Raw genomic sequence first — 23,282 nt, forward strand, 5'->3', positions numbered from 1 at the left:
CCCAAACGGCCGAACGTGTTTCGGTGTCGTTCAGTTTACAGCGACAGCGGAGACTTTGCCGCATGATGATTACGCTACCCGAAGACTATCGTCCGCGTGAGGACGAAGAGTTCATGAATCCAATGCAAGTCGAGTATTTTCGAAGGAAATTGCTTCGCTGGCAGGAAGATCTTCTTAAAGAGGCCAACGGGACGCTTGCCAGCCTTTCCGAAGGTGGCATCGTCGAAGCCGATATTACTGACAGAGCCAGCGTCGAGACTGATCGGGCCTTGGAATTGCGCACGCGTGACCGCGCCCGCAAGCTGATTTCCAAGATCGAACAGGCCCTGCAGCGAATCGAAAACGGGTCCTACGGCTATTGCGAGGATACCGGCGAGCCGATCGGCCTGAAGCGCCTGGAAGCCCGGCCGATCGCGACCCTGTCGATCGAGGCGCAGGAACGCCACGAGCGTATGGAACGCGTCCACCGGGACGATTGATCCTGACTTAATCTGCGGCGCCGCTTTTCCTGACCGGAAGGGCGGCGCCGCAGACCGTTTCGGAGGATGGTCATCCACCGCGGCCGGCATCGGGCCGGGGTGGAAATCCTTCAGTCGTTTCAAACGCAAGGCAGCCGCGCTTTGCATCCCGGCGAAGCTTCGCTAGAAGGCGCGCGGGTGATCCCCCCGAAAGGCCTCGCATGTTTACCGTCCTGCTTGTCATCCATGTCTTCGTGACCCTGGCGCTGATCGCCGTCGTGCTGGTTCAGCGCAGCGAAGGCGGTGGCCTTGGCATCGGTGGCGGCCAGGGCATGGGCAATTTCATGACCGGCCGCGGCACGGCGAACCTGCTCACCCGTTCGACGGCCATTCTGGCCACCATTTTCCTGGCCCTGTCGCTGATACTGGCGCTGATGACGCGCAGCAGCACCAATGGGGTCAGCTCGATCTTCAACGGCCCGAAGGCACCCGTCTCGACCATGGCGCCGATGACGCCCGTGCCCGCGGCGCCTGCCAAGCCGGCTCAGCCTTCCGCTCCCGCGACGCCCTAAGCGGGCCGCGCCTTGAGCTTTTCGCATCCGTGCCTAACCGCTCGGCCGGGGTTCCCCTGGCCGGGTCTGAACCTGTATGAGGAACGCCCATGACGCGATTTATCTTCGTGACGGGCGGCGTTGTTTCTTCCTTGGGTAAGGGCATCGCCGCGGCCGCTTTGGGTGCCCTTTTGCAAGCGCGAGGGTATTCGGTTCGTCTTCGCAAGCTGGACCCATATCTGAACGTCGATCCGGGTACGATGAGCCCGTATCAGCACGGCGAGGTCTTCGTCACCGATGACGGTGCCGAAACGGATCTCGACCTTGGCCATTACGAGCGCTTCACCGGCGTCCATGCCAGCAAGTCCGACAATGCCACCACCGGGCGCATCTATTCCGAGGTGATCGCCCGCGAGCGTCGCGGCGACTATCTGGGCGGGACCGTGCAGGTCATTCCGCATATTACCGACGCCATCAAGGAAACGGTCCTTAACAAGACCGACGGCATCGACTTCCTGATCGTCGAAATCGGCGGCACGGTGGGCGATATCGAAAGCCTGCCCTTCCTGGAAGCCATCCGCCAGCTTGGCAACGAGCTCGGGCCGCAGCAGTCGATGTTCGTGCATCTGACCCTGGTTCCCTATATCCCCTCGGCCGGTGAGCTGAAGACCAAGCCGACGCAGCATTCCGTCAAGGAACTGCTCAATGTCGGCATTCAGCCGCAGATGCTGCTGTGCCGCTGCGACCGTCCGATCCCTGAGAACGAGCGTCGCAAAATCGCGCTGTTCTGCAATGTCCGCCCGGAAGCCGTCATTCCGGCGCTGGACGCCGACAGCATCTATGCCGTGCCGGCCCGCTATCACGACGAAGGCATGGACCGCGAGGTGCTGCGGCATTTCGGCCTGCCGACCGATGTCGAGCCGGATATGAGCCGCTGGGACGCCATCATGGACGCCGTCCGCTCGCCCGAGGGCGAGGTCCGCATCGCGGTCGTCGGTAAATATACCTCGCTGCTCGACAGCTATAAGTCACTGGCCGAGGCGCTGCTGCATGGCGGCATCGCCCATCGGATGCGCGTGAAGCTGGAATGGGTGGATAGCCAGATTTTCGAGGAGCCGGATTCGGTCGCCCGTCTGGAAGGCGTCCACGGCATTCTGGTGCCGGGCGGTTTCGGCGAGCGCGGGTCGGAAGGCAAGATCGAAGCCGTGCGCTTCGCGCGCGAGCATAAGGTGCCCTTCCTGGGCATCTGCTTCGGCATGCAGATGGCCTGTATCGAGGCCGCGCGTAATCTGGCCGGCATGCCGGACGCCTCCTCCACCGAATTCGGCCCCAGCGAGACGCCGGTCGTCGGCCTGATGACCGAATGGGCGCAGGGCAATGAACTGGTGCGGCGCGAGGCGAGCGGCGATCTGGGCGGCACCATGCGCCTCGGCGCCTATCCGGCCGCATTGTCGGAAGGCTCTCTGGTGCGGGACGTCTATGATGGCGCTGCCGTGATCGAGGAGCGTCACCGCCACCGTTACGAAGTGAACATCCATTTCCGCGAAAAGCTGGAAGCGGCCGGCCTGCGCTTCTCCGGCCTGTCGCCGGATGGCGTGCTGCCGGAGATCATCGAATATCCGGATCACCCCTGGTTTATTGGCGTGCAGTATCACCCCGAGCTGAAGTCCAAGCCCTTCGATCCGCATCCGCTGTTCAAAGGCTTTATCGGCGCCTGTGTGCAACAAGCGAGGCTCGTCTGATGGCGCATGTCGCGGTTGGCTCGGTCACCTTCGGCAACGACCTGCCTTTCGTTCTGATCGGCGGTCCCTGCCAGATCGAGAGCCGCGACCATGCTTTGGACGTGGCGGAAGAACTGGTTGGCATCTGCCGGGCGCTGGATATTCCGCTGATCTATAAGTCGAGCTTCGACAAGGCGAACCGCACCTCGGGCGGCGCCGCCCGCGGCATCGGCCTGGCCGGCGGTCTCGCCATCCTGGCTGAAGTGCGGGAAAAGTTCGGCGTGCCGGTGCTGACGGATGTGCATGACGCCAGCCAATGCGCGCCTGCCGCCGAGGCCGTCGATATTTTGCAGATTCCGGCCTTCCTCTGCCGCCAGACCGATCTGCTGCTGGCTGCCGGCGAAACCGGTGCCGCCATCAATGTCAAAAAGGGCCAATTCTTGGCCCCCTGGGACATGAAGAACGTCGCCGCCAAGATCGCGAGCACCGGCAACGAGCGTATTCTGCTCACCGAACGCGGCGCCAGCTTCGGCTATAATACGCTGGTAACGGATTTCCGAGCGCTGCCGGAAATGGCGCGCACCGGCTATCCTGTGGTCTTCGACGCCACCCATTCCGTTCAGCAGCCGGGCGGCCAGGGAACGTCTTCGGGCGGGCAGCGCCAATATGCGCCGATCCTGGCACGGGCCGCGCTTGCTGTCGGCTGTAGCGCGATCTTCATGGAAACTCATCCCGATCCGGATAACGCTCCGTCCGACGGCCCGAATATGATCCCGCTCGCCCAGATGTCGGCCGTGCTCGCGAAGCTCAAGGCTTTCGACACTCTCGCCAAACAGGTCGCCGCCTAAACAGCCCGTCGCCCATAGCCAAGGAACTCTGCCGATGTCGCTTATTCTCTACACGACTGTCGGGGTAAGTGACTTGGCACGGAGTGCCGCCTTCTACGACGCGGTCTTTGCGACCCTCGGCTATAGCCGCAGCCCCGAATCCTCCGACGAGTTTATCGGCTGGGGTCCGGGCTATGATAACGGCGTCGGTTTCTGGATCTGCAAGCCCTTCGACGGCCAGGCGCATTCGGTCGGCAATGGCGCCATGATCGCGCTGCGTGGCCGCAGCGAGGCGCAGGTGCAGGCCTTCTACAAGACGGCGTTGCTGCGCGGCGGCACCGATGAAGGGGCGCCCGGCACGCGCGAAGCCTATTCCCCAGGATTCTACGTCGCCTATGTCCGCGACCCGGACGGCAACAAGCTTGCCTGCGCCTTCCATAAGCATAAGCCGAAGGGCGCCGCATTATGAGCGGGACCGATCCGACCGCCCTGTCCGCGACTGCCCTGGCACGGGACATCGCCACGGGCCAGCGCTCCGCCGTTTCGGTCATGGAAGCCTTTCTGGAGCGGATCGACGCCGTCAACCCGCGCGTGAATGCCATCGTCTCCCGCGTCGACCGGCCGACCCTGCTGGCCGAAGCGCGCGAACAGGACGAGATTCTGAAGCAGCACGGTCCCATCGGCCCGCTGCATGGCCTGCCGATGGCGGTGAAGGATCTGGAGGATGTCGTCGGCCTGCCGACGACCCAGGGCTCACCGCTGTTCCGCGACACCGTCGCGACGTCGGATTCGCCCATGGTCGCGCGCCTGCGCCAGGCCGGGGCCATTTTCATCGGCAAGACCAATGTGCCGGAATTCGGCCTTGGCTCGCATACCTATAATCCGGTCTTCGGCACCACGCTGAACGCCTATGACCATAGCCGCACGGCCGGCGGCAGCAGCGGTGGCGCCGCCGTCGCGCTGGCCACGCATATGGTACCGCTGGCCGATGGGTCCGATCACGCCGGCTCTCTGCGCAATCCGGCCGGCTTCAATAATATCTACGGCTTCCGCCCGAGCTTCGGCCGTATACCGGATGACGCCGCCGATCTGTTCGCCGCCAGCCTGGGCGTCACCGGGCCCATGGCCCGCAGCGTCGAAGACCTTGCCCTCCTCTTTTCCGTTCAGGCCGGGCCGGACCCGCGCATGCCGCTTTCAATCCAGGAGAGCGGCCAGAGCGTGACCCAGCCTTTGGAGGCTGCCCTAAAGGGGCGCCGCGTCGGCTGGCTGGGCGATCTGGGCGGCTATCTGCCCATGGAAGACGGCATTCTGCCTTTGTGCGAACAGGGCCTGTCGGTTCTGTCTGGCCTTGGCTGCGCGGTGGAGCCGGTCTCGATCGGCTTCCCTATGGAAGAGCTATGGGAAGCCTGGACTTTGCTGCGGTCCTGGAAGGTCGCGGCCAGTCTGGGCGACGTCTATCAGGATCCGAAGCGCCGCACCCTGCTGAAGACGGCCGCGCAATGGGAAGTGGCACGCGGCCTCAATATTTCCGGCACTGCCATCAGCCGGGCGCTGGCCGTCCGCTCTCGCTGGTTTCTGCATATGGCGTCGCTGTTCGAGCGTTACGATCATCTGGTTCTGCCAACCGCGCAGGTCTTCCCCTTCGCCGCCGAACTGGACTGGCCGAAGGAAATCGCCGGCCGCGCGATGGATACCTATCATCGCTGGATGGAGGTCGTGATCCTGGCGACCAATGCGCAATTGCCCTCGCTCAGCGTGCCGGTCGGATTCAATGACTCTGGCCTGCCCATGGGCATGCAGATCATCGGCCGGCATCAGGGCGAGTTGTCTTGCCTGCAATTGGGCCATGCCTATGACCTGGCCACGCACTGGCCGGCGCGACATCCCCCTGCCCTATAGGCCTGCGCCGCCCAAGGCGGCATGGCGGAAACGGAGGCGAGTATGACGAAGCCCTTTTCAGGCTTGCTCGGGATCGCTTTTGCCGCAGCCGGTCTGGGTGCCGCGCTGCCGGCTTATGCCGATACGATGCTGCATCTGTCGGTCACCGCCTCCGTCACGGCGATGCCGGACGAGTTGGTGGCGCAACTGACGGCGCAGGCCGACGCGACGACCGCCGGCGCGGCGCAGCAGCAGGTCAATGCGCTCGTCGCCAAGGCTTTGGGCGAAGCGAAACCGCTCGACGCCGTCACTGCCAGCACCACCAATTATTCCGTCTGGCATGAGACCGACCCCAAGGACGTCTGGCATGCGAGCCAGGGGATCGCACTCCGCTCCCATGATGGCGGGGCGCTGCTGGGGCTGATTGGCAAGTTGCAGCAGGACGGGCTGGCGGTGGGCGACCTGACCTGGCAGCTGTCCCCTGCGCTATCCGAAAAGACCTATGAGCAGGCGATGGCCAAAGCCATCGGCAAGCTGACGGCGCAGGCCGATGTCGTCGCCAAGCTGATGCATCTGCGGACGCATGGCTTCAGCAGCGTGACGGTGGGTGACGACAGCCAGCCCGGTCCGCGCCCGATGATGCGCATGATGGCAACAGCCGCCCCGGCGGCCGCGCCGCCGCCCAGCGCGCAGGCCGATGCGGTAACGGTTTCCGCGACCGTCGCAGGCGAGGCGAGGCTGGAGGAGTAGGACTGCTCTCCAGCCTGATATGTGCTAGGTTTCATGACCCTACGCATGGAGAAAGCAAGCCATGGCAGAGAGTGAGCGGTTAACGATTACCTTGCCGTCCGAGATGGCGTCTGTCGTGCGGGAAGCTGTCGAAGGCGGCGACTACGCATCGAGCAGCGACGTCGTGCAAGAAGCGCTGCAAGACTGGACGGCGAAGCGCGTGTCGAATGGCCAGGACTTGGCAGGCTTGAAGACCGACATTGCCCTTGGCCTGCTGGACCTCGCGGAAGGTCGCGTGAAGGCATTCGATGCCAAACGCATCGCGGATCGCGGGAGGGTGCTGTCAGCCAGCCGCTCGCGCTCCGACTGACCGAAACGGCCGAAGCCGACCTCACTGAAATCTGGGCCCGGCTGGCGTCGGAAGCATCGGAAGTCATTGCCACTGACTTTGTTCGCGAGATCGGAAAGGCCTTTGAGCGGCTGCGGTATTTTCCTCTTGCCGGTCCCGAGCGACCGCAACTCGCCGCAAGCCTTCGCGTCGGTTTTTACGCCTCCTACGCTTTCTACTACCGGCCGCTCGCCGATACCGTCGTCATCATCCGTGTCCTTCACGGCGCGCGAGACGCCGCAGCCCTCGCGGAACGCGGCGGTTTTGCGTGACGACTTTCGCGCCTATTCAACCCCGATCATGATTTCGATGAGGTTGGCCGTGCCGGACGCGATGCCGGCCTCGATGGCGGGGGCGATATCCTGCGGCCGTTCCACCCGTCGCGCGGGCAGGCCGTAGGATGCGGCCAGGGCCAGGTAGTCAACCGCAGGCTCCAGAATATCCATGGCGATGAAGCGGTTGCTGCGGGTCGAGAGATAATCCTTCTGGCCCTTCATGAAGTTTTTCAGGATATTGTATTCCTGATTGTTCATGACGACGAAGGTCACCGGCAGCTTCTCATGCGCCGCCGTCCAGATCGCCTGCGGGGAGTAGAGCGCGGCGCCGTCGCCCACCAGTGACACCACGGGTTGACGTCCGAGGCCCAGCGAGCAGCCGACCGCCGCCGGCATGCCCCAGCCCAGCGCGCCACCGCGCAGGAAGGAATATTGCGCGGAAGACTGGCTGTTGAGGAATCCACGCAAATGCATCGACGTGGCGATGGCTTCGTCCACGATGGGAATATCGGGCCCGATGGCGCGCGCGGCCTCCTGTGCGGCGACCAGCGGCGTGATCTTCGGCGCATCCCATTCCGAAGCCGCCCGCACGGCAAGCGCGCGGCGCTGCTCGGCACGCCTTGTTGCTATATCACCGCAATGACCCGCATAGGCATCGGCCCGCGGCGCAGTTGCGGCTTCCAGCAACGGCTGCATCGCGCGAAGCGAGGCGCGAATATCCCCCACCACCGACAGCTCGGTCTGATAGGTCCGCCCCAGATCGCGCACATCCGTCGACATCTGGTAGACCGCGCAACCGGCCGGAATGATCGGCCCGGCGGAATAAAGAATGGTGATGAGCGACTTGCCGCCGAGCGCGAAGATGGCGTCGTAATTGGACAGCTTTTCGTAAATGTCGCGGCCCTTGTTCGGCATATTGCCGGCCCAGAGCGGGTGCGCGGTCGGGAACGGCAGGCGCGACGGCCAGGAGGAGCCGTAGACCTCGGCACCCAGCGTCTCGGCCAGTTTGGCGACTTCGGCGGCGGCGTCACTGGAATAGACTTCGTCGCCCGCGATGATGAGCAAACGGCCGGGCGCGATACCGGCCAGCTTGCTTGCCAGCGCATCGAGCGAGCCCGCGACCGTGCGACGATCGATCGTGGAGGGTTCGGCAATGCCGACCGCGCTCATCTCCTCCATCACATCCATCGGCAAAGACAGAAAAACCGGGCCGGCGGGCGCCGCATTGGCATCATGAAAAGCGCGGCGGATGAGGATAGGGAGCTGATCGGCATGGGCCACTTCCTGCGCCCATTTCACCGCCGGACGCGCGATCTGCGTCAGGTCGCCGAAGAGAAGCGGGTCAGTAATAGTATGGCGGGAATCCTGCTGTCCGGCGGTGACCACCAGCGGCGTCTGCGAAACCTGGGCGTTGAGCAGATTGCCCATGCCATGACCAAGGCCACCGGCCGTATGCAGATTAAGAAAACCCGGCCGCCGTGCGGCCTGGGCATAGCCGTCTGCCATGGCGACGGCACTCGCTTCCTGCAAAGCCCAGATATAGTCGATATCCGGCGTGCCTTGCAGTGCATCCATCAATGGCAATTCGGTCGTGCCGGGATTGCCGAAGATATACTCGACACCTTCGCTGCGCAGCACTTCCAGCAGAACCGCGGCGCCACGACGATAGCGGGCGTCATCGACGGCTGTGATCGGGCCAGAGGTCATCGGCTTCGCTCCTGAAGAATGGCAGTATTATTGACCAATTTTTATCGCCTAGCCAGCAGCGAAAGCGAGCTTGCACGATTTCGCAAGAATGATCGCCGCCGCTGTTGCGGCGATGACGGAATGCTGCGCAGGCGCCACCGTCACTGCGCTTTTTATTGCCCGGGCGTGGTGCGGGAACCCGCTCCGCTCTCCGTGATGTGTTGATGCGCCCCGGCCTTATAGCCAAGACAGGGCGGCCAGCTTCTCTATAGTCGCCGCAAAAGAAGACGGAGCTTCCTATGCTGGACGTCCTCGTCATTGGTGCCGGGCCGGTCGGACTGACCTTGGCGGCGGAACTCGCCCGGTTCGGCCTCAGCACGCGGATCATCGACAAGGCCGCGCAGCCGACCGCGACCTCCAAGGCGCTGGTGATCTGGAGCCGCACGCTGGAACTGATGGACCGCATGGGCTGCACCCAGGCCTTCCTCGATGCCGGCCTGCCTTGCCACGGCGCTTCCATTCGCGGCGGCAGCGAGTTGCTGGGGCACACACGCCTGGATTCGATCCCGAGCGAATATAATTTCGCGCTGATGATCCCGCAGCGCGACACGGAACGTCTGATGACGGCGCAGCTCGGCCGGTTCGGCATCACCGTCGCGCGCGAAACCGAACTCGTTAGTTTCACTGAGCAGGATGGCGGCGTCCTGGCCGAGCTGCACCATGCCGACGGGCAGGTGGAAACCGTCACGTCTCGCTGGCTGGTGGGCTGCGACGGCGCGCATAGCACCGTGCGCCATGGCCTCGGCCTCCCCTTCGATGGCGCACCCGAGCCGGATGACTGGGTGCTGGCCGATGTCGCGCTGGAAGGCCCGCATGCGCCGCCCAGCGACGAAATCAGCCTCTACCTTCACCGCGACGGGTTCTTTATCCTTTTCCCGATGCCCGGGCCGCGCTTCCGCGTCGTTGCGACCATCGGCCGGGCGAAGCCGGATCAGACCCCGCCGGACCCGACCCTGGCCAGCGTGCAGGCGCTGATCGACCAGCGCGCCGGCGGCGGCTTCACCGCTATCGATCCGCAATGGCTGGCCAATTTCCGGGTGCATGAACGCAAAGTGCGGGACTATCGCCAGGGGCGCGTCTTCGTCGCGGGCGACGCCGCCCATATCCACAGCCCTGCCGGCGGCCAGGGCATGAATACCGGCATGCAGGACGCCATCAATCTCGCCTGGAAGCTCGCTTTGGTCGTGCAAGGCGCGGCCGGCACGCATCTGCTGGACAGCTACAGCGTCGAGCGCAGCGCCGTCGGCGATATCGTGCTGCGCAATGCCGGGCGGATGACGGACATGGCAACGCTTACGAATCCGGCAGCGCAAGCCTTGCGCAATACCGTGATGCATTTCGCCCTTGGCCTGCATACGGTCCAGGCCTTCATGGCCCGGCAGATGAGCGAAGTCGAAATCGGCTATGCCCATAGCCCGATCTCCGTCGGACGCGCGCAGGGGTTCAAGGGCGGCGAACGCCTGCCCCCGCCCCTCTATGACGGCTCGCCGCCGGGCGGCGATCAGACGCCGCGCTTCATCCTTTATGCCGCCGACAAGGCCAGGGGCGCGCGCCTCGTCGCCGGCTTCCCGCACTTATTGGCGGGTGAGCCACGCCAGCCGCCCAATGAGGCGGCGCTGCTGATTGTCCGGCCGGACGGCTATGTCGGCTTCGCCGGCAAGGCCGATGATTGGGTCGGCGCGCAGGCCTATATGGCGGGGCTATTGTCCCGCTGATCCCCTTCAAACGTAAAGCGCCGCCATCTCTCGCCAGGCGCCGGCCCGATGGGCGCGACCGTCCCAGAAATGCAGCTGATGCTGCACGCCCTTCTGCCCCAGCAGATGGCTCAGATGCAGGTTGTTATCGAGAAACGGGTCGGCCTTGCCGATGGCCATGACGATCTCCATGCGGCGCAGCTGCTCCAGCTGCCAGCCGCCGTCGAGACCGGGCAGAAAATGCGTCGGCGTATGGAAATAGATGTCCTGGTCGTAATAGCCGCCGAAAAGATCGTCGAAGCATTCGACCTTCATGGTCAGGTCATAGCGGCCGGAAAAGGCGACGAGCTTGCGGAACAGATGCGGATGCCGCAGCGCCAGGCTGGTGGCCTGGAAAGCGCCCAGGCTGCACCCTAACGCGATTGTGCAGTCATGCCCATTGGTCGCAGCCATCAGCGGCAGCACCTCGTTGAGGATATAATCCTCGAAGGCGGCGTGGCGGCGGATGCGGTCGGCCGGATGCCGGCCCGTGTCATAGAAGGTTTCGGCCGCCAGACCTTCGATGCAGTAAAGCTGCAATTGGCCGGCATTGACCTTGTCGGCGAGGCGCCCGACGAGGTTGAGATGTTCGTATTCCCAGAAGCGGCCGTCCCGCGTCGGGAACATCAGAACCTTGGCCCCGGCATGGCCGAAGATCAGCAGCTCCATATCCCGGTGAAGTCGCGGACTGTACCAGCGCCGGTAATCTCGCCTCATAGCACCCCGAAGAATCGCCTGACCTTATCTAAGAGAAGCGCGTGCTGCTCCATCATTCCAGGATAATCGTAATGCCCGGCATCCAGGATGAATGTTTCATGGTGGCTGGACGCGGGCAGCGCATTGGCCACCGAAAACTGACAGGGCGGCGCGACAGCCGGGTCAAACCGGGCGACGGCGGTCAGCATGGGGGCCGTGATGCGTGCCGAAGCTGTTGCCGAATCGAAAAGTCCCAGCATTGTGACGGTTTCGGGATGCACCCGCGCATAGGCCTGCACGGCGTGGCCGCTGCCGACGGTCGGCAAGGTCAGCCAGAGCGGCATATTGCCGAAGGTCGGCACTTCCAGAGAGCCGCGCGCAATGCGCGTATCGAAAGCCATGGCCAGCGCACCGATGCCGCCGCCGAAACTGATGCCGCTATAGCCAATTCTCCCCGCGACTGCCGGAAACAGAGCGGTCAAAGCCGAGACGGCAAGCCACAGGTCTTCCACGCAGCCGCCCAGGATATAGCGATCCGGCTTGTCGATATCATGCAGCACATGCCAGGCGGGGTCGGTGGAAATCGGCGCCCGACGGCTGCGGGACAGGCCCCGGAAACAGGGAAACAGCAAAGCCGTCTCCGTCACCGGAAGATCGAAATCCGGCGCCTCGCGCCCGCCATAGCCGTGGCCGACGACGAGACCGCGCGTGACACCACCTTCGCGCGGCAGCAGCAGCCAGCCGCCGATGGGGAATTTATCGGTCGAGGTATAGGTAATGTCCTGCACCAGCCAGTCCGGATGGCTGGCACGGCTGGCATTGACGCGTGGCTGCGGGTTCAAGCCCAGCGCCCGCTCATAACGGGGCCGCCAGAAGGCATCGAAGCCGGGCGCGGCCGTGGGCGGCCTGATCGCACGGAGCTGATTGAGATCGAAGCCCTGGGTCGGATCGAAGGCATAGGGGTGCTGCGTCGGAATACTCATGCCCAGGCCTTAACAGCGGCCCGGTCCATGCGTCTATCGCGGCAGATAGCGCGCGCCGATGGCGACCAATCCGAGCAGGCCGGCCAGGCCCAGAAAGGCGATATGCAGGCTACTGGCAGCGGCGACGAAGCCGATCAGCGCCGGCCCCACCAGAATGCCGCCATAGCCGAAGGTTGAGGCGGCCGAGATGGCCGCACTCTCAGGCATGCGGGTCTGCCGGCCGGCCGAGGAGAACAAGGAGGGCGCGACATTGGCGCAGCCGGCACCGATAATGGCAAAGCCCAGCAGCGCCAGCGGCCAAACCGGTGCGACGGTGGTGATGACGAAACCAAGGCCGGCGCAGGCCGCCCCCCCGATGGCAAGCGGAATCCGCCCGAGCCGGGCGACGAGCCAATCTCCGCTCAAACGGCCGGCCGACATGGTCGTCGCGAAAACGGTGTAGCCGAGCCCGGCAATGGACGCCTTCATGCCGTCGCTGGCTGTCAGGAAAACCGCGCCCCAATCCAGCATCGCGCCTTCGGCCAGGAACATCACGAAGCAGAGCCCGCTGATCAGAATGACGATGCCTTTGGGAATGGCGAGAATGCTGCCACCGCCCTCCCCCCCATGCGCCAGCAGTTGCGGTGCAGCGACCGGCAGGGCGATCAGCACCACGAGGCTGGCGCAGGGAGCCGCCCAATAGACCGGGATGCCAAGGCCCATCAGGCCCACCATGCCGGCCGCGCCCAGAATGCCCCCGACACTGTACAGCCCATGGAAGCCCGACATCACCGGCCGGCCGCTCGCACGCTCGACGATAACCGCCTGGATATTGACGGCCACGCCGAAAGCACCGGCCGCCACGCCGAACAAGAACAGGGTCAAGGCCATCAAGGGCGGGCTGTCGGCAGTGGCCAGGACGGGGAGCGCCGCGGCCATGATCAGGCTGCACGCGATGATGACGATCCGGCAGCCAAGGCGATGCACCATGGCACCCGCGACCGGCATGGAAACGAGAGCCCCAGTGCCAAGGCACAGCAGCAGCAGCCCAAGCGCGTGATTGTCGAGGTCCAGCCGCGCCTTCGCATAGGGCACAAGCGGCGCCCAGGCGGCCGTCGCGAAGCCGAGCATGAAGAAAACGATTCGCGTCGCGCGGCGCTGAGCGGCTTCAGGCCCTGGGGCTGCGGCTCGCAGGACAGGGCGCGCATCATCGGCGCGGGACAGGGCGGCGGTATCGGTCACGGACAGGCCTATGGAAAGACGTCACCGCCATCCTAAGGCGGCAACGGGTCGCCCACAGCCCCAGCTAGGCGCGGCGTCTGATACTATTCTGGCGCGAACCACTCTGCGCCGGATAGATGGTCGCGCGCTGGCGGTGCCGGAAGGCCGTCGGCGTCTGCCCCTTCAGGGCGGCGAACTGGCGATTGAACAGCGACAGATTCTGGAAGCCGACGTCATCCGCGATGCGCGCCACCGCCATGTCGCCGGCGATCAGGAAGGAGCAGGCGCGGCCGATGCGCAGGCGGGTGATGTAATCAACCGCCGTCATCCGCGTATGGCGCCTGAACATGCGATGGAACGCGGAAACGCTGACATGAGCGATATCCGCCAGCATCGGGATGGTGACGGGTTCCGCGAAATGCCGGTGCAGATGATCGAGCACGCGCATGATGCGCGGGTCCGTCTCGACCGTCAGGCCCGCCGCACCCGGCGCATTGGTGAACGTCGTCGCGTCCCTGTCGGCGGAGACCGCCAGCAGAACCTCCAGCAGCGACACCAGGCGGGCCGCCGGGTCCAGCGCCGACATGGCTTCGATCCGAGGGCGGACAGCGGCACGGGTCGCATGGCTGAAGCACACGCCTTGGGCCGATGCCGCCAGCAGCGGCCGCAGCCGCGCCATTTCGGGGAACAGCGCCAGCAGGCTGTCGGCCCAGGCATGGCTGAACCAGATGACGAGCGCGATATGCGGGCGGGCCGGGTCGACCGCCGCCTCCGAACACCAGCTGTGCGGAATGCCGGGACCGATGAAGACGAGGTCACCGTCATCATAGGCATCGACATCGCTGCCGATATAGCGATGGCCCCGGCTATTCAGCGTCAGCGTGAGTTCGTATTCGGGATGGTGATGCCATTCGAAGGGAATGCGCTCCGGCATCCGCCTGTCGAGGAGAGCCCAGGACGCGCCTTCATCCGGCGTCACCTTTTCGAAGATCGGCTTCATGATGCTGTCTCATGCGAACCATGGTTTCACGCCAGGATCGTATCACATTCTGCGGGAAGACGTGGTCCGGTTTCGGCCAGACGGCTTGCCTGCTTTCTGCTTCCTTGCGGTCTCCCGTCAGGAGGCAGAAGCCCATGCCCGCATTTCGCTGCATCGCCATCAAGACTGAGATCGCCGACCGCTTTCGCCGGACCGGCCGCGATGACAACGGCAATGCGCTGCGCCGCGTAACGGTAACGGAAGCCGGCGGCTTCCCCTGCCGCCATTGCCTGCGGAACGGGAGCGTGGGCGAGACCATGCTGCTCGGGTCCTACAACCTGCCCAAGCCGCAAGGCATCTATTGGACGCCGAGCCCGATCTTCATTCACGACATCGCCTGCCCGCGCGCGGAAGCGGTGAACGCTGTCGCACCGATCGTGCGGGGCAATGACCTTGTATCGGTCCGTGCTTATGACGCCGCCGGCCAGTGCCTCTATGACCTGGGGACAGTCTGCGCGGGACATGACGTCGATGCGCCGCTGGACCGCGCGCTAAGTGATTGCAGAACCGCCTTCGTCAATATCCACACCGCCCGGCCGGGCTGCCTGCTGTCGCTGGTGGAGCGGGTGCCGGAGCCGGCTTGAACAAAGCCGGTCGGCTGAGACGGGGGAAAGCGGTCTATTCGGTTTTAATGTCTACCAACCAAAACCGGATAAGGCGCACACTATTTTTTGATCTGACAACACTTTAACTTACAATATTGGGCTTCTGATTCTCTAGCCCTTCGACGGCCAAACAACAGCCAAATGAGAATGCGTGATGCGCCACTCTCCGTCGAGACGTTGGTACTTATCCCGATAGAGCCCGAGAAGCAGCAACGGATTGGGGTCGGGCTTTGACGCTGTTTCAAAGTCGATGAGATAGCAGTGACCTTCGGCAAGGTCCGGGCCAAGAAACTTTATTGAATGGTTCGTGACCGCGTGAAGAAAAGGATATGAGTTGCGACCGTCCCGATCGAAATCTTTGTAGGCCTGCGCCAGGCCGGCTTTGATTTCGCTCAAGCCGCGCATGGCGCCGATTGTGACTTCCACAACGGCATCGGCAGCGAACACCCGATCGAGCAGATCAATGTCGTTGCCGTCGAGATAGTCGCTGTATTGAAAGCGAAGATTTCGAATATCCTCAATATCGAGGAGATTTTGCAATTTACGCAAAAGACCCGAATCGGCACCTGCCAAATCAGACAACGGACTTCTCCCTAGCCTGAAATTCTTTGAATGTAGGATAATCGGTGTAGCCCGCCTCTCCGGCATTTCCATAGAAGGTCGCCCGATCGGGTGTAGCCAGAGGCCAGCCGTTTCGGAGACGGTCCACGAGATCCGGGTTTGCAATAAATGGCCGGCCAAATGCGATAAGGGTGAGGTCTCCGGTATCCAGCGCGGTTTCGGCGGTATCACGGCTGAAGCCGCCGGCTGCAATCAGCGTGCCGCGATAAGACCGGCGGAACGAGGCGGGAAAATCCTCAGGCATCTTTTCAGCGCCAATGGTCAACTGGTCGCTGAGATGCACATAGGCAAGGTTGCGCCGATCAAGCTCGGCGGCAAGGGTAACCCATGTTGCGGTCTCGTCGTCGTAGGGCCGCATGTCATAAAGTCGACCGAAGGGTGATATCCTGACCGCAACGCGGTTTGAGCCAAGCTCGGCGGCTATGGCATCAAGAGTTTCGAGCATAAACCGCAGGCGATTTGCAATCGAGCCGCCGTAACGATCCGTACGGTTATTGAGGTCACCGTTGATGAATTGCTCGAAGAGATAGCCATTCGCGCCATGCAACTCCACACCATCGAATCCGGCATCGATCGCCAAGCGTGCTGCCTTCACAAAATCCTGTGTCACCCGCCCCACATCTGCCGTCTCAAGCGCCCGTGGCAGGGTTGCCGGCACCATGCCGGGGTCGCCACTATCCGTCAGACCGTAAGCTTTGCAGTTTTCGGCAGCGACAGCTGTGGATGACACGGGCGGCTGACCGGCAGGCTGCAAGGAGGTGTGCGACATGCGCCCGACATGCCAAAGCTGCGCGAAAATTCGGCCGCCTTTCGCATGCACCGCGTCGGTGACCCGGCGCCAGCCCGCTGCCTGTTCAAGCGTATAGAGGCCGGGGTTAAAAAGGTAGCCGCATCCTTCCTGAGAGATTGGCGCCCCCTCGCTGATGATGAGGCCGGCGCTTGCCCGCTGGCTGTAATAGAGCACCGTCAAATCGTCGGGGATCGTCGTTGTCGCCCGCGCCCGTGTCATCGGGGCCATCACGACACGATTGGCCAAGGGCAGTCCCGCGAGGTCAAAAGGTTCGAATAAAAGGCTCATGTAATCATCCCTATCTTTACTCCGATGTAATGCCTCTCCAGGGCGAGATAATCGCCTTGCATGGATGATCACTTCGTCCCATGGTTCCAGAATGGCAGAGCAAACCGGGCGTTTCGACGGAATTATCGAGTTTGTTGAGGCCGCCCGTTTGGGCAGTTTCACGGCCGCTGGCAATCTGCTGGGTGTCACGAACTCAGCCATTGGCAAAAGTGTTACCCGTCTTGAGGCGCGGCTGGGAACGAAGCTGCTTCACCGCACCACGCGCAAATTGACGCTGACGAATGAAGGCGAAGCCTATTTTGAGAGCTGCCTCGGAATTATGGATCAGCTGGAAAGTGTTGAAACAAGCCTGGCAACAGGCCGGGCGACGCCACTGGGCAGGGTCCGGCTGGATCTGCCCGCTGCTTTCGGGCGGCGCCACATCCTGCCCATACTGAATGCTTTGTCCCTGCAATACGCGCGGCTGGATTTCTCGGTCAATTTCTCTGAACGGACAGCGGACATCATCGCGGAAGGCATCGATCTAGCCATCAGGATCGGAGCCTTGGGCGATCATGCGGACCTTGTCGCGAAGCGGCTTGGGACGCAGCGGCTCATGATCTGCGCGGCGCCATCCTATCTGTCTCGCCATGGCCAGCCGACTGAACTGGCCGAACTCAGTCGGCGTGATTGCTTTGGCGGCTGGCGTCGCAATCAACGTCCTGGATGGCTCATCAAGGATGCCGCCGGCAATACTGCATTCGAAGAAATTCGCGTTCGCCACGAATTCAGTGATGGCGAAGCCATGGTCAGTGCGGCACTTGCGGGATGTGGCCTTTGCCAGCTTCCGACCTGGCTGATTGGAGACCATCTCAGGTCTGGTTCTCTGGTCTCGGTTCTAGAATCCTTTTCTGGTGCCGAGATGCCCATACATGCGCTTTGGCCACGCTCACGCTATATGCAGCCGAAATTAAGGGTTGTGATCGACGCCGTTACGAAGGCGGCGCTCGCAGCCAACTCGGGCTTCGATATGTGAATTTTGCCCCGCTTTTGGGGAAGGCAGCGATAGCGCCTTAACATCTCACGCGGGTCAAAACCTGACCTCGCTTGTCTGATATCCGGCTTTACTCAGAAACGCACGGCACGGCAGAGATGATGACCTGCGCGAAGGCGTAAGGATATTCATCCGTCATGGTCAGCGCGACCTGCGCCTCCATCCCCGGCGGGGTGAGTTCCGCCAGACGCCGGGCGGCACCACCCGTCAGTTTCAGCGTCGGCGCGCCGGAGGGCAGGTTGACGACGCCCAGGTCCGACATGAAGACGCCGGCATTGAAGCCTGTGCCCAGCGCCTTGGCGCAGGCTTCCTTGGCGGCGAAACGCTTGGCGAAGGTCGGCGCCTGCAATTTTTCCGTGCGTCGCAGCGCTTTTCTCCGCTCGGTCTCTGTAAACACACGCTCCAGAAAGCGATCGCCAAAGCGAGAAATTGCCTTTTCAACCCTGCGGATGTCGCAAAGATCAGACCCGATACCGATGATCATCAGCCCTTGGCCCGTTCGACTTGCGTGATACCGCTGGTCGCGCGCAGGCCGGCGATGACGGTGGAGAGATGGCGCAGGTTGCGCACCTCCACATCCAGCAGGATTTCACAAAAATCCTGCTGCCGGCTGACGACACGAAGATTGAGCACCGAACCGTCATGCTTGGTGACGGCGTTGGAGATATTGGGCAGCAGGTCGCGGTCATTGGTCGCGATGATGCTGACGCGGCCGGAATAGGCCTGCCCGCCCCGTGCGGACGGCGGCAGCGTGTCATCCCATTCGACATCGAGAAAACGCTCGGGCGTCGCGGCGAAACTCTGCAACTGCGGGCAGTCCCGCGTGTGGATGGTCACACCCCGCCCGGTGGCGACGATGCCGACGATCGGGTCACCCGGCAGCGGATGGCAGCAGCCGGCGTAGCTGACGACCATGCCGGAGATAAGGCCGCGAATGGGTGGGCCGGCAGCACTGTCATCGGATTTGGAACCCGCGCGGCCGGCCGGGCGCGGCGGCAGGCCCATGCCCGGCAGCAGGCGCGGCGCCCGCGCCGTCTCCCGCATTTCCGGATAGGCGGCATGGACAACATCCTTTGGCCCGACATGGCCGCTGGCGACCGCGACATAAAGGTCATCGACCGTCAGCAGTTTCAGCGTCTTCAGCGCAGGTTCCAGCGCGCGCTCGGACCCGTCCAGCCCTTCCTGACGGAAGGCCTTGGCCAGCACTGCCCTACCCTGCTCGCGATTGATGGTGCGCTGCTGTTGCGCCACGAAGCGGCGGATGCGCGCCCGCGCCTTGCCGGTAACGACGAAACGCTCCCACTGCGGGGAAGGCGTGCCGCCACGGGCGGTCATGATCTCAACCTGATCGCCGTTCTGCAGCTCGTAGCGCAGCGGCATCAGGCGACCGTTGATCTTGGCGCCGACGCAAGTATCGCCCACCTGACTGTGGACGGCATAGGCGAAATCGACCGGCGTCGCGCCACGCGGCAGCTGGATCAGCTCGCCCTTGGGCGTAAAGCAGAAGACCTGGTCGTGATAGAGTTCGAGCTTGGTGTTTTCCAGGAACTCGTCCGCTGCCTGGCTGTTCTCCAGGATTTCGAGAAGATCCTGCACCCAGCGGAAGCGTTGCAGGTCAGCCGCCGCCTGCGGGTCGCGGTCCTTGTACAGCCAATGCGCGGCAACGCCGTTTTCCGCGATATTGTGCATCTCGAATGTCCTGATCTGGACTTCGATCTTCTGATTGCGCGGCTCGCGCAGCGTCACACCCGTATGGATGCTTTTATAGCCGTTGGCCTTTGGCGTTGATATGTAGTCCTTGAACCGCCCGGCGATGACAGGGAAAGCCGAATGGATAGCGCCCAGCGCGATATAGCATTCGTCCCGCGTCTTCACGAGAAGACGGAAGGCCATGATGTCGGACAGCTGCTCGTAGGCCACATTGCGCTTCTGCATCTTCTCCCAGATGGAGAAGGGCGATTTCTCGCGGCCTGTGACTTCGATATTGGTCAGCCCGGCATCTCGGCAGACGCGGATGAGCTGGCGCCGCACTTCCTCGATGACATCGGCACCCTGGCCGCGCAGGAAGTTGAGCCGCGCCTGGATGCTGTCGAAAGCCTCAGGCTCCAGCTGCGCGAAAGAGAGATTTTGTAGCTCGCTCTTGATCGCATCCATGCCGATGCGGCCGGCAAGCGGCGCGTAGATTTCCATCGTTTCACGGGCGATGCGCTGGCGGCGGCTTTCGCGATCCATGAAATGCAGCGTCCGCATATTATGCAGACGGTCGGCGAGTTTGACGAGCAGGACACGGATGTCCTTGCTCAGCGCCAGCACCAGCTTGCGGAAATTCTCAGCCTGTTTGGTGCGGTCGGATTGCAGCTCAAGCCGGGTGAGCTTGGTGACGCCATCGACGAGCAGCGCCACGTCCGGGCCGAACTGCTGCTCGATCTGCGCCTGGGTGACGCCCGTATCCTCGATCGTATCGTGCAGCAGACCGGTGATGATGCTGCCCGGGTCAAGCCGGTAGCCCGCCAGGATATCGGCGACCGCGAGAGGATGGGTGATATAGGGGTCGCCGTTGTCGCGCTTCTGCTCGGCATGCGCGGAAGAGGCGAGAACGAAGGCGCGGTCGATCTGACCGGTATCGACCTTCGCGTCATAGGTTTGGATTTTGGTGGTCAGCGCCTTTTCAAGCGCCGCGAAAGGCAGGGTTTCGGCACCCTGCCCTGCACTCCCTTGAGCGTCTGGCCGGCCCGATGCCACGCCGTCAGGCGCGCGCAGAGGACCGATCAGACCATGGACGGCGTGAAACCGTCGTCCAACGCCCATCGCTTCTTATCGCCGACCGCGACCGCCGAGTTCAGCCTCGATCGCCGCTTCCAGGTCGAGAGAAGAATCATTTGCCATGCTGGCACTCTCTTCCTCGGCGGACACGTCCTGCAAGCCGAAAATATTCTGGTCGGTCGGGATAAGATCCATGACCTCCTCATCGGCGGGCTCAGGCTCCGGCGCGCGGGACAAGGTGCGGACCAGATCGCCTTCCAGGCGGTCCAGATCGACATTCTCGTCCGCGATTTCGCGCAGCGCGACGACAGGGTTTTTGTCATTGTCGCGGTCCAGAGTCAGCTCCTCGCCGCGCGCGATATTCCGCGCCCGCTGCGAGGCCAGCAGAACCAGCTCAAAGCGGTTCGGAACCTGCACAATGCAATCTTCAACGGTGACACGCGCCATCCGCTCAATCTCCGTGGAAAGATGAGTGAACCCGCTCAGTAACCCGTCAGCCCGGCAGGCGCAAGGATTCTAGGTCCGACCCGTGGCATGGCTGGCATCCAGCCCTGCTCGAAAGGGCTGGATTTCGGCCAATTCAATGGCCTGATCGGGCAGATCCGCCAGCAGGTCCGCCGCTGTCCGGCCCAGCACCGGATGGCGCCAAGCGGGGGCGACATCGATCAGCGGGACAAGCACAAAGGCGCGGTCTTGCATGCGGGGATGCGGCAGAATGGGGTCCGGCACTGGCGGCTGGCGGACCAGATCGCCCATCGCGATCAGGTCCAGGTCCAGGCTGCGGGGCGCGTTGGGCACGCTGCGAGTGCGGCCGAAGCGCGACTCGACCGCCAGGACATCGGCCAGCAACCGGGCCGGATCGGCCGCGCCAGACAGGCGCATGACGCCGTTGATATAGGGCGGCTGATCGGAGACCGGAATGGGCGCCGTCGCGTAGAAGCGGGACACAGCCTCCAGCCGCAGACCCGGTAGGTCGCCCGCGGCCATGATGGCCCGCCGGCAGGTTTCATGCGCGGCACAGCCGTCCGGTCCGGGCAGGTTGGCGCCGAATGCGATCAGGATCATGGGCGTGCTCCTGCCGCACGGGGCTGCCGCATGCAAGACGATATCAAGCAATAGACCCGATGATGCGTTTGCGGCCGGGCCGCGCTATGCCACAAGAGATAAGAAGATACACGTCCAGGTTGTGGCGTGAGCTGGGAGAGGCCGGATGCAGCAAGCCACCGAATGGACCGAACCGCCGCATGACTGCCCGCTCTGCCCAAGGCTGGTGGAGTATCGCGAGGCCAACCGCGCCGCCCATCCCGACTGGTTCAACGGTCCGGTGCCGAGCTGGGGGCCGATCGACGCGCCCATCGCCGTCATCGGCATGGCGCCCGGCGTGCGCGGCGCCAATCGCACCGGCCGCCCCTTCACCGGCGACCATGCCGGCATCCTCCTTTACACCACGCTGACGAAATTCGGTCTGGCGGAGGGGGTTTTCGATGCGCGACCGGATGACGGACTGCGGCTCACCGGCTGCCGCGTCGTCAATGCCGTGCGCTGCGTGCCGCCGGCCAATCTGCCGACACCGGCCGAGACCACGACCTGCAACCGCTTTCTGACCTACGAATTACAGCGCATGCCGCAGCTGCGGGTGGCGATTGCGCTTGGCGTGCTGGCCCATACGGCGGTGCTGAAGGCCTGTGGCATCCGGCAAAGCCATGTCCGCTTCCGCCATGGCGCGCTGCATGAACTGCCGGACGGGCTGATTCTCGCGAACAGCTATCATGTGTCCCGCTACAACACGAATACCGGCCGGCTGACGGAGCCGATGTTCCATGACGTGGTGCGGGCCGCCATCGCACGCGCGGCAGCCGCCTGATCCGGCCAGAATCCCGTCAGAACCGCGCCGAGACCGCGACCGACCCGAAATCGAACAGGCCGCCCTGCTGGCTGGTGAATTCATGCGTCTGCCAGGTCTGGCTGAGGCTGAGACGCACGCCATGCCAGATCATGGCGACGCCGACTTCGAATTCCGCCACGAAGGGCTTTTTGGTGACGCTGGGGCCATCGGCAAAGGCATTGCCTTCCAGCAGCGTGTTATAGGCGACCGCCTGCCCGTCCACCCCACCGAACAGATACCAGGCGAGACCGGAATCCGGCAGATAGGCGTCACTACCGTCGATACCCGGCATGATACGGCCGGCACCGAAATCATCCTCCAGCCCTTGGCCGATACGCAGGATGCCGCCGGCCTGGGCATAGATCTGCTCGGTGCCGATGAAACCCGTGACATCCGGCAGAATATCGACACCGATTGGCGCGGCGTTCAGGGCAGGCAAGGCGGCAAGGGCGAAAAGCGGCACCCGCCAGGTGCGGTCGGCAAAAAAGTTCAGTTCGGGCCGATTGTCGAGCTGATAGTCCCAGCCTTGATTCTTGTCGTCGCCGATGATGGTGTGAAAGCCGTTCTGCACAATCTCGCCACCGGCATCCGGCCCCAGCACGCCCGCCTGCACGCCAATACGCGTGCGGCTGGTCGCGGTATCCTGGATAAGCTGCCCGGTCAGCAGCAGCGTCGCCGCATAGGGACGATCATTCGGGTCCGGCGGATTAAGCTGGGTATCGGAGGGCGTGTACATCTGCTGGCTGAGATCGATGCTGACGCGCTGATTGCCCGCGCCCAGAATAGCGTGACCACCATTGGCCAGAAAGCCCGGCAGGTCGCCGGTCGGCCCCGTCCAGCCGATTTGCAGACCGCTGGTGTAATTCTCGTCGGTCGCGCCCGTCGCGTCGTTTTCGACGCGGATGGTATAGATGCTGCCATTGTCGGCGGGCGGCAAGGATGCCGCCCTCGCAGCACCTGCATCAAGGCTGGTCAAGCCTAGTGCGACCAGGCCTGCGACGCGGATAGCGCTGAACAGGCGCCTCGCCTGACCACGGGTTATCCCGCTTTTTGATTGCGTCATCGTCCACTTT

Annotated in this window: 25 protein-coding genes; 13 read left to right on the forward strand and 12 right to left on the reverse strand. The window is 63.5% G+C overall.

The window, feature by feature from the left end; translation table 11 throughout:
- Positions 1 to 65 precede the first annotated feature (65 nt).
- From dksA to ASILVAE211_RS26445, 9 genes are all read left to right on the forward strand, one after another.
- A complete protein-coding gene (gene dksA / locus ASILVAE211_RS04755; protein ID WP_227320743.1) occupies positions 66 to 479 on the forward strand; it encodes an RNA polymerase-binding protein DksA in 414 nt (137 codons plus the stop codon).
- Positions 480 to 679: 200 nt separating this feature from the next.
- Positions 680 to 1,030, forward strand: a complete 351-nt coding sequence (gene secG, locus ASILVAE211_RS04760) for a preprotein translocase subunit SecG (protein WP_227320162.1) — start codon at positions 680 to 682, stop codon at positions 1,028 to 1,030.
- An 89-nt stretch (positions 1,031 to 1,119) separates the two neighbouring features.
- On the forward strand, positions 1,120 to 2,751 hold the full coding sequence (locus ASILVAE211_RS04765; RefSeq protein ID WP_227320163.1) for a CTP synthase: 1,632 nt from the start codon (positions 1,120 to 1,122) through the stop codon (positions 2,749 to 2,751).
- Positions 2,751 to 3,578 (forward strand): 3-deoxy-8-phosphooctulonate synthase, encoded by an 828-nt coding sequence (gene kdsA, locus ASILVAE211_RS04770; RefSeq protein WP_227320164.1) that lies wholly within the window; start codon positions 2,751 to 2,753, stop codon positions 3,576 to 3,578. Before ASILVAE211_RS04765 ends, kdsA begins: the two co-directional genes overlap by 1 nt.
- 34 nt (positions 3,579 to 3,612) lie before the next feature.
- Positions 3,613 to 4,026, forward strand: a complete 414-nt coding sequence (locus ASILVAE211_RS04775) for a VOC family protein (RefSeq protein WP_227320165.1) — start codon at positions 3,613 to 3,615, stop codon at positions 4,024 to 4,026.
- Positions 4,023 to 5,456, forward strand: a complete 1,434-nt coding sequence (locus tag ASILVAE211_RS04780) for an amidase (protein WP_227320166.1) — start codon at positions 4,023 to 4,025, stop codon at positions 5,454 to 5,456. The genes ASILVAE211_RS04775 and ASILVAE211_RS04780 overlap by 4 nt, the downstream gene beginning before the upstream one ends.
- A 42-nt stretch (positions 5,457 to 5,498) precedes the next feature.
- A complete protein-coding gene (locus ASILVAE211_RS04785) occupies positions 5,499 to 6,185 on the forward strand; it encodes an SIMPL domain-containing protein (RefSeq protein ID WP_227320167.1) in 687 nt (228 codons plus the stop codon).
- A gap of 61 nt (positions 6,186 to 6,246) precedes the next feature.
- Complete coding sequence (locus tag ASILVAE211_RS04790) at positions 6,247 to 6,534, forward strand: ribbon-helix-helix domain-containing protein (RefSeq protein WP_227320168.1); 288 nt, start codon at positions 6,247 to 6,249, stop codon at positions 6,532 to 6,534.
- A gap of 41 nt (positions 6,535 to 6,575) precedes the next feature.
- Positions 6,576 to 6,824 carry a type II toxin-antitoxin system RelE/ParE family toxin gene (locus ASILVAE211_RS26445; protein WP_406566027.1) on the forward strand — a complete coding sequence of 83 codons (249 nt, stop codon included), beginning with the start codon at positions 6,576 to 6,578 and terminating at the stop codon, positions 6,822 to 6,824.
- Positions 6,825 to 6,836: 12 nt separating this feature from the next.
- Here the strand turns inward: ASILVAE211_RS26445 and ASILVAE211_RS04800 are convergent, their stop codons facing one another.
- Entirely contained in the window at positions 6,837 to 8,534 is a 1,698-nt protein-coding gene (locus ASILVAE211_RS04800) for a thiamine pyrophosphate-binding protein (protein ID WP_227320169.1), read from the reverse strand.
- A 278-nt stretch (positions 8,535 to 8,812) separates the two neighbouring features.
- Between ASILVAE211_RS04800 and ASILVAE211_RS04805 the strand changes: the two genes are divergently transcribed.
- Complete coding sequence (locus tag ASILVAE211_RS04805) at positions 8,813 to 10,288, forward strand: FAD-dependent monooxygenase (RefSeq protein ID WP_227320170.1); 1,476 nt, start codon at positions 8,813 to 8,815, stop codon at positions 10,286 to 10,288.
- 6 nt (positions 10,289 to 10,294) lie between these two features.
- On the opposite strand, the gene ASILVAE211_RS04810 is transcribed toward ASILVAE211_RS04805, so the two are convergent.
- The 4 genes from ASILVAE211_RS04810 to ASILVAE211_RS04825 all read right to left on the reverse strand — a co-directional run bounded on the left by ASILVAE211_RS04810 (position 10,295) and on the right by ASILVAE211_RS04825 (position 14,185).
- Entirely contained in the window at positions 10,295 to 10,975 is a 681-nt protein-coding gene (locus tag ASILVAE211_RS04810; protein WP_227320171.1) for an esterase family protein, read from the reverse strand.
- 44 nt (positions 10,976 to 11,019) lie between these two features.
- Entirely contained in the window at positions 11,020 to 11,985 is a 966-nt protein-coding gene (locus tag ASILVAE211_RS04815) for an acetylxylan esterase (protein ID WP_227320172.1), read from the reverse strand.
- A 33-nt stretch (positions 11,986 to 12,018) separates the two neighbouring features.
- A complete protein-coding gene (locus ASILVAE211_RS04820) occupies positions 12,019 to 13,206 on the reverse strand; it encodes an MFS transporter (protein ID WP_227320173.1) in 1,188 nt (395 codons plus the stop codon).
- Between the two features lie 64 nt (positions 13,207 to 13,270).
- Positions 13,271 to 14,185: a helix-turn-helix domain-containing protein gene (locus ASILVAE211_RS04825; RefSeq protein ID WP_227320174.1), complete on the reverse strand. Its 915-nt coding sequence runs from the start codon at positions 14,183 to 14,185 to the stop codon at positions 13,271 to 13,273.
- A gap of 134 nt (positions 14,186 to 14,319) precedes the next feature.
- Between ASILVAE211_RS04825 and ASILVAE211_RS04830 the strand changes: the two genes are divergently transcribed.
- The gene (locus ASILVAE211_RS04830; RefSeq protein WP_227320175.1) at positions 14,320 to 14,808 is read left to right on the forward strand and encodes a DUF1203 domain-containing protein; all 489 of its coding nucleotides are present in this window, start codon (positions 14,320 to 14,322) and stop codon (positions 14,806 to 14,808) included.
- A 132-nt stretch (positions 14,809 to 14,940) separates the two neighbouring features.
- Here ASILVAE211_RS04830 and ASILVAE211_RS04835 read toward each other — a convergent pair whose 3' ends face one another.
- Both ASILVAE211_RS04835 and ASILVAE211_RS04840 read right to left on the reverse strand, forming a co-directional pair.
- Positions 14,941 to 15,411 carry a nuclear transport factor 2 family protein gene (locus ASILVAE211_RS04835; protein ID WP_227320176.1) on the reverse strand — a complete coding sequence of 157 codons (471 nt, stop codon included), beginning with the start codon at positions 15,409 to 15,411 and terminating at the stop codon, positions 14,941 to 14,943.
- A complete protein-coding gene (locus ASILVAE211_RS04840) occupies positions 15,404 to 16,528 on the reverse strand; it encodes an alkene reductase (protein WP_227320177.1) in 1,125 nt (374 codons plus the stop codon). Before ASILVAE211_RS04840 ends, ASILVAE211_RS04835 begins: the two co-directional genes overlap by 8 nt.
- Positions 16,529 to 16,619: 91 nt before the next feature.
- On the opposite strand from ASILVAE211_RS04840, the gene ASILVAE211_RS04845 reads away from it, so the two are divergent.
- Complete coding sequence (locus ASILVAE211_RS04845) at positions 16,620 to 17,543, forward strand: LysR family transcriptional regulator (RefSeq protein WP_227320178.1); 924 nt, start codon at positions 16,620 to 16,622, stop codon at positions 17,541 to 17,543.
- A gap of 88 nt (positions 17,544 to 17,631) precedes the next feature.
- Here ASILVAE211_RS04845 and acpS read toward each other — a convergent pair whose 3' ends face one another.
- The 4 genes from acpS to folK form a co-directional block, all read right to left on the reverse strand.
- Positions 17,632 to 18,045, reverse strand: coding sequence for a holo-ACP synthase (acpS, locus tag ASILVAE211_RS04850; protein WP_227320179.1), 414 nt, complete (start codon positions 18,043 to 18,045; stop codon positions 17,632 to 17,634).
- On the reverse strand, positions 18,045 to 20,369 hold the full coding sequence (locus ASILVAE211_RS04855) for a RelA/SpoT family protein (RefSeq protein ID WP_227320180.1): 2,325 nt from the start codon (positions 20,367 to 20,369) through the stop codon (positions 18,045 to 18,047). The genes acpS and ASILVAE211_RS04855 overlap by 1 nt, the downstream gene beginning before the upstream one ends.
- 6 nt (positions 20,370 to 20,375) lie before the next feature.
- Positions 20,376 to 20,771 carry a DNA-directed RNA polymerase subunit omega gene (gene rpoZ, locus ASILVAE211_RS04860; protein WP_227320181.1) on the reverse strand — a complete coding sequence of 132 codons (396 nt, stop codon included), beginning with the start codon at positions 20,769 to 20,771 and terminating at the stop codon, positions 20,376 to 20,378.
- Positions 20,772 to 20,840: 69 nt separating this feature from the next.
- Complete coding sequence (gene folK / locus ASILVAE211_RS04865) at positions 20,841 to 21,389, reverse strand: 2-amino-4-hydroxy-6-hydroxymethyldihydropteridine diphosphokinase (protein WP_227320182.1); 549 nt, start codon at positions 21,387 to 21,389, stop codon at positions 20,841 to 20,843.
- Between the two features lie 145 nt (positions 21,390 to 21,534).
- Between folK and ASILVAE211_RS04870 the strand changes: the two genes are divergently transcribed.
- Complete coding sequence (locus ASILVAE211_RS04870) at positions 21,535 to 22,188, forward strand: uracil-DNA glycosylase (protein WP_227320183.1); 654 nt, start codon at positions 21,535 to 21,537, stop codon at positions 22,186 to 22,188.
- 16 nt (positions 22,189 to 22,204) lie between these two features.
- Here the strand turns inward: ASILVAE211_RS04870 and ASILVAE211_RS04875 are convergent, their stop codons facing one another.
- Positions 22,205 to 23,272, reverse strand: a complete 1,068-nt coding sequence (locus ASILVAE211_RS04875; RefSeq protein ID WP_406566014.1) for a lipid A deacylase LpxR family protein — start codon at positions 23,270 to 23,272, stop codon at positions 22,205 to 22,207.
- Positions 23,273 to 23,282: the final 10 nt, after the last annotated feature.

Source organism: Acidisoma silvae, from assembly GCF_020618775.1.
GTDB classification, from domain to species: Bacteria; Pseudomonadota; Alphaproteobacteria; order Acetobacterales; family Acetobacteraceae; genus Acidisoma; species Acidisoma silvae.